A 14,902-nucleotide genomic window follows, 5' to 3' on the forward strand; every position below is an offset into this window, starting at 1 on the left:
CCTTATGCCTAGGGGGGTCCTCCCGATGCGCGGCCTCCCCCGGCGCGCCCATTCTGGGGCGGGGCGAGGACGGGCCGCGCCCCGGGCGACGGGAGGGGTCATGGCGAGCAGTCTGGCGGTCCGCGAGGCCCCTCCGCCCACGCGCCGGATGACGGGCCCCGGGCCCGCGGCGGCGATCCCGCCGCGCGCCGCGTCCGCGAGCCTGGACCGCGAAGGAGTCGCGCGCCGCCTGGACGAGGCGGCCGCCCGGCGGCTGACCTCGGTCGTCGCGGGCCCCGGCTGGGGCAAGACGACCGCCCTGGCCCGATGGGCGGAGACCCGGGGGGCGTGCTGGCTGACGCTGCGGCCCGAGGACGGCGACCTGGGCAGCCTGGCCCGTGGCCTGCTCGCCTCGGTGCGCCGCCGGCTCCCCGCCGTCTCCCCCGGCCTGCCGTCGTACGGGTCCCTGGACACCGTGACCATGGGCCTGTGCGAGGAGCTGGACCTGCACCTCGACGGCGACCTCGTCGTCGTCCTGGACGACGCGCAGGAGCTGCCCGGCGGGAGCGCGGCGACGTCCCTCATCGAGCGGCTGGTGCACGCGGCTCCGCGCGGGTTCCACCTGGTGCTGTCGTCGCGGTCCGACCCGCCGTTCCCGGTCCACCGCCTGCGCGGCCAGGGGCACATGGCCCAGGTCGACAGCTCGACGCTGAGGTTCGGGCCGGAGGAGGTCGCCTCCCTGCTGACCGAGGTCGCCGGGCAGGACGCCGGCCGCGTCGCCCGGGAACTGTGGGAGACGACCTCGGGCTGGCCCGCGGCGGTCCGCCTGGCCGCCGAGTCGCTGCGCGGCCTGTCGTACCGGCGGTGCCGCCTGGAGCTGAAGCGGCTGCACCGGCCCGGCGGGCCGATCCTGGACTACCTGCTGGAGGAGGTGCTCGCCCGGGAGCCGGAGAGCACCAGGGAACTGCTCGCCGACCTGGCCGTCCTCGGCCCGGTCACCCCGCGGCTGTGCAGGGCGATCGGGATGGAGGCGGCGGAGGAGGCCGTCCCGAGCCTGGTCCGGCGGGGTCTGGTGGAGGCCGCGAACGACCCCGACGGATCCTGGTCGATCATCCGGCCGCTCCAGGACGTGCTGGCGGCGCGGCGTTCACCGGACGACGCGGTCGCCCTGCACCGCGCGGCGGCCGGCTTCCACGTCCGCGAGGGGAGGTACGGGGAGGCGGTACGGCACCTGGCCACCGCCGGCGAGCGTCACCCGCTCGTGCGCCTGGTCGCCGAGCACGGCCCGCGCATGATCGGGGACGGCCAGGTGGGGGCGGTGATCGCGGCGGCCGACGCCATCGGCGCCTTCGCGCACGACCCGCGCGTCCACCGCGTCATCGGCCAGGCGCGCCAGATCACCGGCGACTGGAACGGCGCGCTGGCGGCCTTCGGCCGCGTGGCGGGCGGCGACGGCGCCCTGGACGCCGACATCGCGTGGCGTATGGGGCTGCTCTGGCACCTGCGCGGCGACCTGGAGGAGGCGCTGCGCATCTACGAGCGCGGCACGCCCGGCGACGGCACCACCGCCGACGAGGCCCTGCTGCTGGCGTGGCACGCGAGCGCGCAGTGGTCGCTCGGCGACTTCGGGCAGGCCCGCGACAAGGCCGAGCGCGCGCTCACGGCCGCCGAGCGCTGCGCGGAGCCGGGCGCGCTGGCGACGGCCCACACCACCATGGCCATGGTCGTGGCCGCCACGGGAGACCGCGGCGCCAACGCCTGGCACTACTCCAACGCGCTGGCGTACGCCGAACGCGCGACGCGGTCGCTGGAACTGCTGCGCATCAGGGTCAACCTCAGCTCGCGCTTCCTGGAGGAGGGCCTGCCCGCGCGGGCGCTGGATGAGGCCGAGCACGCCATCTCCCTCGCCGAGCTCTGCGGGTACGAGTACTACCACGCGCTCGCCCTGACCAACCGGGGCATCGCCCGCAGGACGCTCGCCCGGTACGAGGGCGCGCTCGGCGACTTCACGCGGGCGCACGAGATCTACCAGCGCCTCGGCTCGGCCATGGCCTCCTACGCGCTGACCGGCCTCGGCGACGTCTACCGCGAGTCGGGCGAGGTGGCCCGGGCCAGGGGGGCGTACGAGCAGGCGCTGGAGGCGGCGGAGAAGTCCGGCGACCTGCAGAGCGTGAGCGGCGCGGTCATCGGGCTGGCGCGGGTCCGCGCGGCCGACGACCTGCCGGCCGCGCGGGAGCTGGCGGAGCGCGCGGTGCTGCTCGGCCAGGGGCTGCACCAGGTCCAGGCGCTCGTCACCCGCGGCTGGGTGGCGCTCCTCATGGACGACCGCGAGGACGCCGCCCGGGACGCCCGCGCCGCCGGCGGCCTCGCGCGGGCGAGGCGTGACCGGCTGGGGCTGGCGGAGGCGCTGGAGCTGGCCGTGCTGTCGGCGGAGTTCCCCTCCTCCGGTCTGCCGTCGCTGCGCGAGGCGCACGCCATCTACCGCGAGGTGCCCGACCCGATCGGCGAGGCCCGGGTGGAGATCCTGACGGAGTGGCTGGAAGGCGGGATGGGACGACCGGCGCTGGAGAGGGCCGAGGAGCGGCTGCGGCGGCACGGGGTGCGCACCCTGCAGGGCACCGTCGCCTCCTCGCTGGCCGTCATGGCCCGGGCCGGGGGCCCGGCCATCGAGGTCTACACGTTCGGCTCCCTGCGGGTCATCCGCGACGGCACGCCCATCCCCGCCGCCGAATGGCGGTCCAAGAAGGCGCGCGACCTGCTGAAGATCCTGCTCGCGAGGCGCGGCCGGCCCCTGTCCCGTGAGGCCCTGATGGACCTGCTGTGGCCGGGTGAGGGCGACGTCGCCGGCAACCGCCTGTCGGTGCTGCTGTACACCCTGCGGCGGGTGCTCAACCCGGCGCGCCAGGGGGCCGAGGGCCCGCTCGTGGCGACGCGGACCACCGTCCGGCTGGACGTGGCCGCCATGGAGGTCGACGCCGAGCGCTTCAGCGCGGCGGCCGACGCGGGCCTGCGCGCCTTCCGGCAGGGCGACCCCGGCGCGGGGCGGCTGCTGGCCGTGGCCGAGTCCGTCTACGGCGGCGAGTTCCTGGAGGAGGACCTCTACGAGGACTGGGCGGCCCAGCCGCGCGAGGAGTACGCGACGAGGTACGTGGCGGTCATCCGCGCCCTGGTGGAGCTGGCGGAGCGCTCCGGCGACGTCGACCGCGTCGTGGCCTGCTGCCTGCGCCTGCTGGCGCGCGACCCGTACGACGAGAGCGTCCACCTGCGCCTGGTGAAGGGCCTGCTGGAGGCGGGCAGGCACGGCGAGGCGCGGCGGCGCTACCAGGACTACTGGCACGCCATGCGAGAGATCGGCGTGGAGCCGGCCCCCCGCGACTGGCCCGCGCCGGAGGCCGGGCGGCGCCGCGACCCGGGTCAGGAGGCGTGAGACACCCTGCGGCCGGGCTCCAGCGCGGTCGCGAGCTTGCGCCGGGAGGAGACCTTGAGCTTGCGGTAGATGTTGGTGAGGTGCACCTCGACGGTCTTGGGGGTGACGAAGAGGGCCTGAGCGATCTCCCTGTTGGTGCGGCCGGTGGCGGCCATCTCCGCCACCCGCAGCTCCGAGGGGGTGAGGGAGTGCGGCCCGGAGGTGCGGGTGAGGCGGGGGCGGGCGCCCAGGATGCGCAGCTCGCCCGCCGCACGGTCGAGCACGGGCTGGGCGCCGCACACGTCGGCGAGGTCGGCGCCCTGCTGGAGGTACTGCCTGGCCTGGGTGCGCTGCCCGGCGCGGCGGTGCAGGGTGCCGAGGTCGATCAGCGCCCTGGCGTGCTCCAGCCGCGCGACCGACTTCGCGAGGATCTCGACCGCCTCCCGCAGCAGGGGCAGCGCCTCCTCGCGCTCGGCGACCAGGCCGGCGACGCGCAGGGCGCGGCCGAGGCTGTGCGGTACGCCGAAGCGGCGGGCGAGCCCCAGCTCCTCGCCCGCGTACTCCCGCGCCTCGCGCACGCGGCCCAGGGCGTGCAGGGACAGCGCCGCCTGGGACCGCCACGGCACGGTCGCCGGGTTGATCTGGTGGTGGGCGGTGGCGGCGCGACCGGCCTCCACGCAGATGTCCAGCGCGTCGGCGTGCTGGTCGCGCGTGCTGAGGATCTTCGACTCGACGTGCAGGTTGTAGAAGGGAAGGCCGGTCTTGGGCAGCGTCACGCTCCTGAGCGCCGCCTCGGCCTCGGCGATCTCGCCGCGTTCCAGCAGCGCGTCGGCGAGGAAGGCCGTCGCGATCGGCTCCAGCATGACCGAGCCGGTGGCGTCGACCAGCCGCAGCGACTCCTGGGCGTCGGTCTCGGCCTCGTTGAGCTGGCCCATGGAGAGCCAGCCCAGTGCGCGGTACATGTGGAACCCGGCCAGCGCGGTGGCCGAGCCCTGGCTCTGCGCCCGGGCGATCGCCCGGGTCGCGGTCGCCACGCCGTCCCCGGGGCTCGCCGTGACCAGCACCCACAGCGCCGAGAGGGTGGCGAGCTCGGAGGTGGCCTCCTCGACGAGCAGGCCGTCGCCCAGCGCCGCCCCGATCTCGGCGATCCCCTCCGGCTCCCCGGCGGCCACCCGGTGGGCCGCGAGGATGCTGGAGAGCATCCGGGCGCCGATGGTGTCGGCCGGGGGCAGGGCCCGCAGCTCCGGGAGCCGGTCCCACAGGTGGTCCCAGCCCACGGAGACGAAGGGCACGTTGAAGAGGTACGTCTCCAGGCGGCGGCGCACGTCGTCGTCGTCCGGCGGCAGCTCCTCCAGCGCCTTGGTGAACGCGGGGACCGCCTGGCCGACCCGTCCCATGATGTAGAGCGCCACGCCGTAGCCGCAGGCGAGCTCGGCGCGCAGGGTGGGGTCGCCGGCGAGCCGGTGGGCCTGCGACAGGTAGTCGGCGGCGTCGCTGAAGTTGAGCACGCGGGTGGTGGTGGCCAGGTCGCACAGCACGCCGAGCCGGTCGGCGTCGGGCGGCGGTTCGGTCAGGGCGCGGCGCAGGTAGATGTGTGCGCTGTCGGGCGAGCCGCGGCGCAGCGCGGCTCCGGCGGCCCGGCGCAGGCTGGTGACGGTGCCGGGGTCGCCTGCCGGGGCGGTGTGCAGGAGCTGCACGGCCACCCGCTCGGGGTCGGCGTCGGCGGCGGCGAGCAGCCGGGCGGCGCTGGTGTGCCGGGACTGCCGTGCCCCGAGGTCGAGATGGTCGTAGACGGCCGTCTGCACCATCGGGTGGACGAACCGCAGCGGGGTGTCGCGCTGCAGGATCTCGATGTTGATCAGTGCGGCGACGGCCTTGCCCGCGCTCTCGGCGTCCAGGCCCGCCAGGGCCGCCGCCTGGCCGAAGTCGGCCTCCCCGCCCAGCACGGCGATGGCCTGGGCCAGCACGGCGGCCTGGGGGATGACGCCGGCCAGCCGCACCCGCAGCATCTTCTCCACGGCGGAGCCCTCGATCTCCAGCAGCCGGGGGACGTTGGCCGTCGACGGGGCCAGGCGCTCGGCCTCGACGGTCCTGGCCACCGCGCGGACCAGCAGCGGGTTGCCGCTGGTCTGGGTGTGGATCGCCGCCGCGAAGCCCTCCTCCACCGTCTCGCCCAGCGCCTCGGCCAGCACCTGGCCGGTCGCCGACTCGCTGAGCGGCCGCGGCCGCACCACCCGCACCGCCTGCTCCCCGATGAGCGCCAGCAGCCGCCGGTCCCCGCCCCAGTCGCCGGGCCGGGCCGCCGCGACCACGGAGATCGGCACGCCTTCGATGCGCGGCAGCGCGTACACCAGCCAGCGCAGCGAGGCCTCGTCGCACCAGTGCAGGTCGTCCAGGATCAGCAGCAGGCCGTCGTTGGACATGTTGACCGCCAGCCAGTAGAGCCCGTGCAGCACGGCGAACTCCCCGGCCGTCCCGCCCACGTCGCCGCCGGCGTACGCGAACACCGACCGGGCGCCGGCGGCGGGGCCGGACCACCACTGCGCCGACTCCGCCTCCGAACCGGCCGCCACGATGGGCTCGAAGAGCTGGCGCACCGCGCCGAAGGCGAAGTCGCGCTCCAGCTCGGTGCAGCGCGCCGCCAGCACCCGCGCCCCCGCCGCCTGGGCCATGCCGCGCACCTCGCGGACGAGCCGCGTCTTGCCGATCCCGGCCGCGCCCTCGACCAGGAGCAGTCCCGCGCCGTCTCGCAGTCCGGCGGCGAAGCCGCGCAGCGCCGCCAGTTCCTCCGTCCGTTCCAGCAATGACGGGTCCACGGCCGCCACCCCTCCGCCATCGCTCTCGCCGGCCATCGTCACTCCTGAGATCAGCCCCTCGCTCAAAACGGCATTCGTCACAGTCTGGATCGATTGAGGAACGGTGAAAAGGCATGAATGTGGCTAACCGTCCACCAGTTCGGGAAGTGATCGAGCGAGGTGGGCGCGCCCCCGCACGCCGAGCTTGCGGTAGACGCTGGTGAGATGGACCTCCACGGTCTTGGGAAGGACGAACAGGGCTTCGGCGATGTCGCGGTTGGACGCGCCGGCGGCGGCCAGCCGCGCCACCCGCCGCTCGGTCGGGGTCAGCGCCCCCACGCCGGAGACGGCGGTGCGGCGGGGACGGGCACCGGTGCCGCGCAGCTCCTCGCGCGCCAGCTCCACCAGTGGGCGGGCGCCGCAGGTCTCGGCGTGCGCGGCCCCCTGCCGCAGCAGGTCCCGGGCCCGGGCGGACTCCCCCGCCCGGTGCAGCGCGGCCCCGAGGTCGACCAGTGCCTTGGCGCGCTCCAACGCGGCCCGCGAAGGCTCCAGCACGGCGACCGCCTCGCGGAGCAGCGCCAGCCCCGGCTCTCCGCCGGTGACCAGGCCCGCCACCCGCAGGGCCCGCCCCAGCGCCGGCGGCGCGTTCCACCGCCGCGCCAGGTCGAGCTCCGCCGCCGCCAGCTCGCGGGCCTCCCGCACCCGGCCCATCGCCCGCAGGCACAGCGCCGCCTCCGACCTCCAGGCGACCAGCGCCGGATTGCGCCCGCCGCTGGCGGCGAACCGCTCGCCCGCGGCCAGCGCCATCTCCAGGGCCTCGGCGGGACGGCCGCCGGCCCGCAGCACCCAGGCCTGCCCTTCTAACAGGAACCACGCGGACAGGCCTGAGCGCACCGAATCCGGTGCCAGCGCCCAGTCCAGCGCCGCCTGGGCCTCCTCCAGCCGGCCCTGCTCGACCAGCGTCATGGCCAGGCGTCCGGCGACCAGGGGCCGCCCGGCGTCCGTCCCGGTCTGCTCGACGCCGCGCATCGCCGCGCGCCCGTCGGACTCGGCCGCGGCCAGGTCGCCGCCGGTCAGCCGGCCGAACATCCGGTGCGCGTGGTAGGCGGCGGCGGTCGCGGTCATGCCGTGGGCGTAGGCGCCGGCCAGGCCGGCGTCCAGGGCCGCCATGGCCCCGTCCAGGTCGCCGACGAGCAGGACGAGGCAGCCGGCGAGGGTGGCCGAGGCGCCGCCGGCCTCGCGGATCAGCCTCCCGTCGGCCAGCGCGGCCCGGGCCGGCTCGACGCCGCCGGGGTCGGCGTCGAAGGCGTCCGCGCAGGCGATCATGCAGTCGAGCATCCGCGCGCCGAGCGTGTCGGCGGGGGGCAGCCGGCGCAGGTCCGGGATCGCGCCGAGCAGGTGGCGCCACCCGCCCACGCACAACGGGATGTTGAGCACGAGGGCGGCCAGGTGCCGGCGCACGTCGGACTCCTCCGCGGGCAGCTCGGCCGCGGCCCGGGTCATCACCGCCACGGCCTCCTCCGGGCGGGCCGAGAACCACAGGGCCGGCCCCAGGCCGGTGGAGATCCGGGCGCGCAGGCCCACGTCGTCCACCCGGTCCAGCGCCCGGGTCAGGTGGTCGGCGGCCTGCGCGACGTCCACGCCGGCGGCGGCCGCCCCCGCCTCCAGCAGCACCCCGAGCCGCTCGTCCTCACCCAGCGGTTCACGCAGGCACCGGCGCAGGTAGGCGGCCGCGCTCTCGGGCGCGCCCCTGCCCAGGGCGTCGGCGGCCGCGCGCCGGAGCACCGCGGCCGCGTCGTGCTCCTCGCCGGGCAGCGTGTGCAGCAGGTGCGCCGACACCTGCTCGGCGCCGGCGCCGGCCGCGGCCAGGAGGCGGCTCGCCCGGGCATGGCCGGTGGTCCGCGCGGCGGGGTCCATCGAGCCGTAGACCGCGGCCCGCACCAGGGGGTGGACGAACTCCCACCGCTCCGCGGCCCCGGTCGCGGCGGCCAGCCGCAGGATCTCCACGCCGCGCAGCAGCACCGCCGCCCGTCCCGCGTCCGCCAGCGGCATGTCCGCGAGGCGGGCCGCCAGCGCGAGGTCGGCGCCGTCCCCGAGGATCGCCATCGCCCGGGTCAGCCGGACGACCGGCGCCGGGAGCTGCGCCAGCCGGATCGCCACCCGCCGGGCCACCGCGCGCTGGCCCAGCATGCGGACGCGGCCCGCGTTCGCCGCCACCGGGGCGACGTCCTCGGCGCTCACCGCCCGGGTCAGCTCGCGCAGGAACAGCGGGTTGCCGCCCGCCGCCGCGCGGCACGCCTCCACGAACTCCTCGTCGGCGGCCTCGCCGACCGTGTCGCGCACCAGGCGCCGCGCCGCGGCGGGACTCAGCGGGCCCAGGCGCAGTGACCGGCACGACGGGTCGGTGACGATCTGCTCGACCACGCCGAGGTACGGGCCGGGCTCGTTGGGCCGCACCGTGGCGACCACCAGCGCCGGCATCCCGTCCAGCCGCGGCAGCATGTGCCCGAGGAACCGCAGGGACGACACGTCCGCCCAGTGCAGGTCGTCGGCCAGCAGCATCACGGGGCGCTCCCGGCACAGGCCGGCGACCAGCCAGTACAGGCCGTGCAGGAGGGCGAACTCCGCCACCGGCTCCACGGCGCCGCCCGACTCGCGAAGTCCCAGCGCCGACAGCGCGCGCACCGCGCCGGCCGGCAGGTCCCGTTCCCGCGCGGCCGACATCGTCCGCACCACCGGGGTGAAGAGCTGCTTCACCAGCCCGAAAGGGTATTCGCGTTCCAGCTCCCCGGCGCGGCCGGAGAGCACCAGGAATCCCGCCTCCTCGCCGGTCGCGGCGGCCTGGTCGAGCAGGCTCGTCTTTCCGAGCCCGGCGGTTCCCTCCACCGCCAGGAAACGCCCCTGACCGTCACGTATCGCCCGAATCGACGCCTCGAAAGCCGCCAGTTCGGCATTCCGCTCAAGAAACCGCCATGCCATTGCGATCACCTCATAGCCCCCCGACATTCTTCGGCTATACGGCTATCCCAACAAGCACCCCAACGAAGCGGGCATTCGTCCCGGCTTGTCAGAACGTCATGCTTCCCCCGGACTGATCACCTCATAGACGGCCGAGAAGTCCTTGTCCGCGAAACCCCGCTCCACGGCGCGGGAGAAGACGCCGCGCACCGCCTCGAAGGGCTCGACCGGCAGCCGCAGGCTCGCCAGGTAGGCGGCCGACATCTCGCAGGTCGCGGCGATCGTCGCGACCGTGGCGGCGGGAGCGTCATAGGAACGCGCGCCCACCCGTCCCAGCACGTACATTCCGACGCCGTTGGCGTGGAACGGGTCGTTCTCCCACAACGCCGCGACCGCCTGCTGAGGCACCCCTCTCCCCTCCAGGGCGCGAAGCGTGTAAACGGCGCCGACCACGGTGAACAGGGCGCCGAGGATGCAGGCGTTCTCCACCTCCGACGCGTTGCCCAGCGCGCCCACGTCGTGCACGCGGGCGAAACAGGCCCGCAGCGGCTCCGACCACGGCGCGAGGTCGGCCGGCTCGCCGGCCACGAAGGCCTGCGCCTTGCCCTGCTCGACCATCTCGGGCGTGCCGGCGACGCTGACCTCGACGAACGTCCCTCCATGCGCCCGCACGGCGGCGGCCAGGGCGCGCATGTCGTCGGGGGTGGCCGCGGTGACGCTCGCCACGCGCCTGCCCGCCAGAGCGGGCGCCACCTCGGGGCCGAGCAGGGTCGCGCGGAAGGCGCCGGCGTCCAGCAGGGCGACGACGACCGCGTCCGCGCCGTCGATCGCCTCCGCCGCCGTCGCGGCCACCTTCGCGCCCGCCGCGCCCAGCTCCGCGGCCTTGCCGGGGGTGCGGTTGTAGACGCTCACCTGGTACCCGGCCCGGAGCAGCCGCAGGCAGACGGCCGACCCCATGACGCCGGTGCCGACGACCGCCGCCCTCATCGGCCCGCTCCCTCGGAGGCCGGCAGCGCCGGCGTCGCCGGCCGGGTGGACGGCTCGCGGCGCGGCGCCGCGCCGTCCGGCCCTGGAAGGGGGCGGGGCGCGACCGGCGGGCGCGGGCCCGGCCGGGCGGGGGACGGCGGGGCGTGGAGCTGGCTCATCGATGCCTCCGTGACGAGGTGGTTACGCGAATGATGGTCACTCCATCGCGGTTCGCGTGCCGCGGCGTCAGGGCACCCCCCTTAACGGACCCCCAAACATCGGGGGAAAGCGCCCGCCCCGATCGCCCGGTGCCGGCGGTCGTACGGCGGGCACGAGCGCCCCGAGCTGGGCGAACGGGTGCTTCCCGTCCGGCCGTACCCCCTAGGCGGGGCGGCGTTCGGCGTGGTCCCGGGCGGCCGCCGCGGGCCGGGGGGCCGACCTGATGGCCTCCCCGGCGAGCGCGGCGCAGTCGCGGGTGACCGACAGCAGCTCGTCGATCACGTCCTGGCCCACCCCGCCGCTGCCGATCTGCGACTGCCGCTGTTCGTCGGTGTAGGCGGCGCGGACCAGGCGCCGGTGCCGTCCCCGGAAGGCGACCATCGCCTTCAGCGTCGTCAGCAGGGCCCGCGCGCCGACCATGGTGGTGACGGGCACGTGGGAGGAGCCGAGCGCGCGCACGGTGCGGGTGAGCAGGGAGTCCTCGCCGCGCAGCCCCTCGTGGCAGGCCGTCCACGCGGGGAGGCCGTAGGCGGCCAGGTCGGTCCGCAGTTCGGCGAGCTCGGGGTGGCGGGTGTCGTCGGCCGCCCAGACGGCCTGGTCGACGGCGTACAGCGGGAGATGGGCCGCCGCGGGCGCGTGGTAGGAGACGCCGTGCACGGTGAACGGGTCGAAGTAGGGGCGCAGGTGGCGGGTGAAGAAGACCGGGTCCAGGCCGGTGTGCTCCATGCGCACGTAGGCCGCCGCGTGCTCCAGCTCGCGCGCGGCCGTCAGGCACGTGGTCTCGAAGCGCTGCTCGCCCGGCTCGACGCCGTGCTCGACGAGCGCCGACAGGCCGCGCGCCGCCGTCTCCAGCGGGCCGGTCGCGGCGGCCGAGCAGTCGATGAGCGCGTACTCGCTCGGGTCGCCGGTGAAGGTGCGGCGCCGCCCGGCGTCCGCCGGGTTCCACACGCCGTAGTGCAGGATCGTCTCGCGGGGCACCATGCCGGTGCGGGCCACCGAACTCGCGAGGGCCGTCTCGACCTCGGGCGGGACGTCGGCCGTCGTCAGCCCGTGGCGCACCAGCGAGGCGACCAGCATGCCCAGGTCGCGCACCGCCGCCAGGACCTCCCAGGTCCGCATGCCGGGCAGGGCCTCCAGGGCGGGGACGACGGCGGTCAGGCCGCCCATGATGGCGCGGACGTCGCCGTCCCGGTTGAGCCCCGGCAGGCGGGCCATCAACGGGTCGAGCCCCAGCGGGTCGGCGCGGCCCACGCGGGCCGCGGGGACGTGGCCGGACCATCGGCCCGCGAGCGGGGCCGCGCCGTCCGGTGCGGGCCGGACGGGATGGGGGGTCAGGGTCGTCACAGTCGTTCTCCTCAGCAGGATCACCCTCGCGGCCGGGCGTTCTCGCCGCGGCGCGAAGGCGTTCGTCACGACGGTTTGCGTCTGTGCCGGGTACCGCCGTCCCCGCGCTCTTTGATAAGCGAACGCGAATGACGGGAAACAGGGCTTCGTAGACGTATGAAACTCTGGAGAATCCGCTTACGTTCAGTCCGAGCGGTTCCTTCCGACAGCGATTCCACCACCCCACCACCGCCCGCCGCCTCCAGGAGAACCCCCACACCGGCCCCCGCACCCTCCAGGCCGTTTACCTTGGGGGACCCCCCAAGGAAACGCGCGATCCCAGCTCACGGCCTGTTGTCACCGGGATGTCATGCCACCGTCACGCGGCCCCCTAGAATGCTTCCGCGCCACCGGAATACGCTTTTCCTGACGAACGTGAAAGTAATGTAATCCGGCAGGCGAATATCCATGGACTGTCACGGCCCATGTGTGAAGCTCACTGCCGGCGGCCGTCCCCGGCGGCCTGGGGACGCTTACCCGCGCGACGGCGGCGGGTGGGGCGAAGGGAGAATCACCCTTTGAGAAGGCTGCGCCGAAGGCACCGTTCCGAGGGGTGAGGGCCGGTTCACGGGCGGGCTCGTCATGCGGGAGGCGTTCGGCCGCGTGATCAGCCTGCCGACTTCGGCATCCAGTGAACGACGCCGGCCATCGCCGCGCTCCCCCGTCGCCTTCCGATCCCCTTCCCTCCTGGTCGGAGCCGTCGCCCGCGTCTCGACAGGTGTCCGGCGGAATCGGAGGGGATAACCGTTGGACAGGCTCGGGGCGCTGCACGACCATTCGCTCTGTGACAGATGAGCACCGACCCCCGGCCCGCACGGGCGCCCCGTCAGTACGGTTCGTAGAGCTGCCGGGCGTGGCCCTGGCGGCCCTGCTGGACGACGACCTCGCCCGGGCGGGCGCCGAGGCGGGGGTCGCCCTCGGCGAGTACTTCACCACCGACCGGGCGAAGTGGGTGTGGCGGTACCGGGTCGAGCAGTTGGCGAAGACGCCGGGCATCGAGGCGTGGCTCACCCGGGCCGTGGTGGCCGAGCCGGAAGGCGTCGTCGTCGGGTACGCGGGGTTCCACGGGCCGCCGGACGAGGACGGCATGGTGGAGATCGGCTACTCGGTGGCCCCCGCTTACCGTCGCCGCGGCTACGCCCGGGCGACGCTGGCCGAACTGGTGCGCCAGGCCGGCGCCGAGGCCGGGGTGAAGACGGTGCGGGTGACGATCAGCCCGGACAACACCGCGTCCCTGGCCACCATCTCCGGGTTCGGCTTCACGAGGGCCGGACAGCAGTGGGACGAGGTGGACGGCCTGGAGCTCATCTACGAGCTCCCCGCCTGACTCCGGTCGCGCGAGTACGTCCCCCGCCGGGCGCGACAGGTTCCCCGGCTTTCCACCCATGGTGGTCGCGGCCTGGAGCTCGTCTTCGCGCTCCCCGCCTGATTCCGGTCGCGCGAGTACGTCCCTGCCCCACCTGCCCTAGCCACCTCGGGCCGCGTGGATCCCCTGAAGCCGCGCCTCCCACCGGCGCCGACGGCATAATCGCCTTATATGAGGAAACGGGGATCGGTCTTCCTCGCGGGGATGCTCTGCCTGGCCGGGTGCGGCGCGAACGCCGCGATGAGCCAGGCCGCCATCGACCGCGCGACGGCCGACGGGGTCGCGCCCGGCCTGATCTACGCGATCGACGTGCCCGGCTTCACGCTCGCCGAGCAGTCCGTGGGCGTCGTCAACGAGAACGGTTTCGGCGGCGTCTACTTCGACGAGCGCGGCGGCAGGATCGAGATGCGCGTCGACCGGGGGCCCTACGACGACGACCGGTGCGCCAAGACGCCCATGATGGCGGGCACCGCCCCGGCGACGTGCGCCCGCGACGACGCGGGGTGGTACCGGACGGCGGGCGACGACCAGGAGTACGTCGGCGTCCGGGGCGACCACAGCATCCGCCTGATCACCAAGACCGCCACCGTCACCAGGCAGACCCTGAAGACGGCCCTGGCGAAGGCCCGCCCCGCCATCGGCGACGGCCGGACCCCGTCCCCGGCGTCCCCCCGCCCGGCCGTGACCCGAGGCGACCTCCCCACCAACGGCGACGGCGCCCCCCTCAACCCCACGGGCCCCGGCGGCTGACGCGCCCCGGCTACGCGCGCGCGGTCTGGCGCTCGGCGGCCGAGATCGCGTTGCGGAACAGCATGGCGACGGTCGTCGGGCCGACGCCGCCGACCCGGGGCGTGATGGCGCCCGCGACCTGCTCCACCGACTCGTCCACGTCGGGCAGCAGCCGCCGCCCCTCGTACCGGACCCCGCCGCCGACGACGACCGACCCTGGCCGCACGTGCTCGGGCTGGATGATGCCGGGCACGCCCGCGGCGGCGATGAGGATGTCGGCGCGCTGGGTGTAGCGCGGCCAGTCGGGCACGCCGGTGTGCACGACGGTGACGGCGGCGTTGGCGGTCGGCCGCTTCTGGCTCAGCAGCAGGGCGAGCGGGCGGCCCAGGGTGGCACCGCGCCCGAGGATGACCACCTCGCGGCCGGCCACCGGGATGTCGTAGTACGCCAGCAGCGCCTCGATGCCCGCGGGCGTACAGGGCAGCGGCCCGGGCAGCCCGAGCGCGAGACGCCCCATGTTGAGCGGGTGCATGCCGTCGACGTCCTTGTCGGGATCCATCGCCGCGAGCGCCGCGTCGTAGTCGAGATGACCCGGAATCGGGTACTGCACGAGCAGCCCGTGCACGTTCTTGTCGGTGTTGTAGGCCGTGATCGCGCCCAGCAGGTCGTCCTGGGTGGAGTCGGCGGGCAGGTGGGTGTGCGGCGACTCGAACCCGAGCTCCGCCGCCTGCCGCTGCTTGATGCGGATGTACCCCGCGCTGGCGTCGTCGTCGCCCACCAGGATGGTCGCCAGCGACGGCACCACCCCTCGCGCACGCAACGCGGAGACCCGCTCCGAGACGTCCTTCAGGATGCTCTCGGCCACGGGCTTACCCGGCAGCATCTGAGTCACAACGGCCTCCTCCGCTCACGGCAGCCCAGGCGGTCGGCTCCCGCGACGAACTCCCCGATGGTCGATTCCACCCTCGATGCCGCCAGTCGCACGCCCACCAGTATGCCCGCCCCCACCCCCACAAGCCCCCCACTCACCTCCCAAGCCCGCCCACCACCGACCACCGGCCCGCGACGACCGCGCCCGCTATCGTGAACCGCCATGCGGAT

At 75.3% G+C, this 14,902-nt stretch carries 8 protein-coding genes and 1 riboswitch; of the genes, 3 read left to right on the forward strand and 5 right to left on the reverse strand.

Going from position 1 to position 14,902, the window contains the following annotated elements:
* Nucleotides 1–100 precede the first annotated feature (100 nt).
* Nucleotides 101–3,406 carry a BTAD domain-containing putative transcriptional regulator gene (locus tag PYR91_RS28985; RefSeq protein ID WP_279784846.1) on the forward strand — a complete coding sequence of 1,102 codons (3,306 nt, stop codon included), beginning with the start codon at nt 101–103 and terminating at the stop codon, nt 3,404–3,406.
* On the opposite strand, the gene PYR91_RS28990 is transcribed toward PYR91_RS28985, so the two are convergent.
* The 4 genes from PYR91_RS28990 to PYR91_RS29005 all read right to left on the reverse strand — a co-directional run bounded on the left by PYR91_RS28990 (nt 3,394) and on the right by PYR91_RS29005 (nt 11,667).
* Complete coding sequence (locus tag PYR91_RS28990; RefSeq protein WP_279784848.1) at nt 3,394–6,237, reverse strand: LuxR C-terminal-related transcriptional regulator; 2,844 nt, start codon at nt 6,235–6,237, stop codon at nt 3,394–3,396. The two genes, PYR91_RS28985 and PYR91_RS28990, sit on opposite strands and share 13 nt — an antisense overlap.
* Before the next feature lie 87 nt (nt 6,238–6,324).
* Nucleotides 6,325–9,159 (reverse strand): AAA family ATPase, encoded by a 2,835-nt coding sequence (locus tag PYR91_RS28995; protein WP_279784850.1) that lies wholly within the window; start codon nt 9,157–9,159, stop codon nt 6,325–6,327.
* Nucleotides 9,160–9,255: 96 nt separating this feature from the next.
* Nucleotides 9,256–10,125 (reverse strand): NAD(P)-binding domain-containing protein, encoded by an 870-nt coding sequence (locus PYR91_RS29000; protein ID WP_279784852.1) that lies wholly within the window; start codon nt 10,123–10,125, stop codon nt 9,256–9,258.
* A 360-nt stretch (nt 10,126–10,485) separates the two neighbouring features.
* A complete protein-coding gene (locus PYR91_RS29005; RefSeq protein WP_279784854.1) occupies nt 10,486–11,667 on the reverse strand; it encodes a monodechloroaminopyrrolnitrin synthase PrnB family protein in 1,182 nt (393 codons plus the stop codon).
* 823 nt (nt 11,668–12,490) lie between these two features.
* Between PYR91_RS29005 and PYR91_RS29010 the strand changes: the two genes are divergently transcribed.
* Together PYR91_RS29010 and PYR91_RS29015 are read left to right on the forward strand one after the other, a co-directional pair.
* On the forward strand, nt 12,491–13,033 hold the full coding sequence (locus PYR91_RS29010; protein WP_279784856.1) for a GNAT family N-acetyltransferase: 543 nt from the start codon (nt 12,491–12,493) through the stop codon (nt 13,031–13,033).
* Nucleotides 13,034–13,243: 210 nt separating this feature from the next.
* The gene (locus tag PYR91_RS29015) at nt 13,244–13,822 is read left to right on the forward strand and encodes a hypothetical protein (RefSeq protein WP_279784857.1); all 579 of its coding nucleotides are present in this window, start codon (nt 13,244–13,246) and stop codon (nt 13,820–13,822) included.
* 10 nt (nt 13,823–13,832) lie between these two features.
* Here the strand turns inward: PYR91_RS29015 and PYR91_RS29020 are convergent, their stop codons facing one another.
* On the reverse strand, nt 13,833–14,684 hold the full coding sequence (locus tag PYR91_RS29020; RefSeq protein ID WP_279785109.1) for a tetrahydrofolate dehydrogenase/cyclohydrolase catalytic domain-containing protein: 852 nt from the start codon (nt 14,682–14,684) through the stop codon (nt 13,833–13,835).
* 25 nt (nt 14,685–14,709) lie between these two features.
* Nucleotides 14,710–14,793: riboswitch (ZMP/ZTP riboswitch) on the reverse strand.
* Nucleotides 14,794–14,902 lie beyond the last annotated feature (109 nt).

Origin of the sequence: Sphaerisporangium sp. TRM90804 (assembly GCF_029846175.1) — a bacterium.
GTDB lineage: Bacteria > Actinomycetota > Actinomycetes > Streptosporangiales > Streptosporangiaceae > Sphaerisporangium.